Source organism: Citrobacter sp. wls757 (assembly GCF_005280935.1).
Classification (GTDB): Bacteria; Pseudomonadota; Gammaproteobacteria; order Enterobacterales; family Enterobacteriaceae; genus Citrobacter; species Citrobacter portucalensis.
The window spans coordinates 303,639-303,865 of the sequence record NZ_SZWU01000049.1 but is presented as its reverse complement, the minus strand read 5'-3'; the positions used below and the strand labels follow the sequence as shown (position 1 = coordinate 303,865).

General features: G+C 52.0%; 1 pseudogene. It reads left to right on the top strand.

Annotated features, from left to right (window positions below):
• Window positions 1–227, top strand: a pseudogene (locus tag FDW94_RS24225) (sulfatase modifying factor 1); the annotation flags it as partial.

Sequence of the window (227 nt, the reverse complement as noted above, 5' to 3'; positions counted from 1 at the left end):
TGGGCTAATGACTGGTATGCGGCGGACTACTATGCGCACTCGCCGGTTGATAACCCGCAGGGACCGGAGAGCGGCGACAGGAAGGTACAAAGGGGCTATCCGGGAGGGGATTATCAGTATGCCCTGACCATGTTTCGTGAGTCAGACTTCCCTTCTCCACTTTTGAATGGGCGTAAGGCAGAAGATTATAGATTTTCTCCTAAATATGTTTTTCGCTGCGTGGTGAG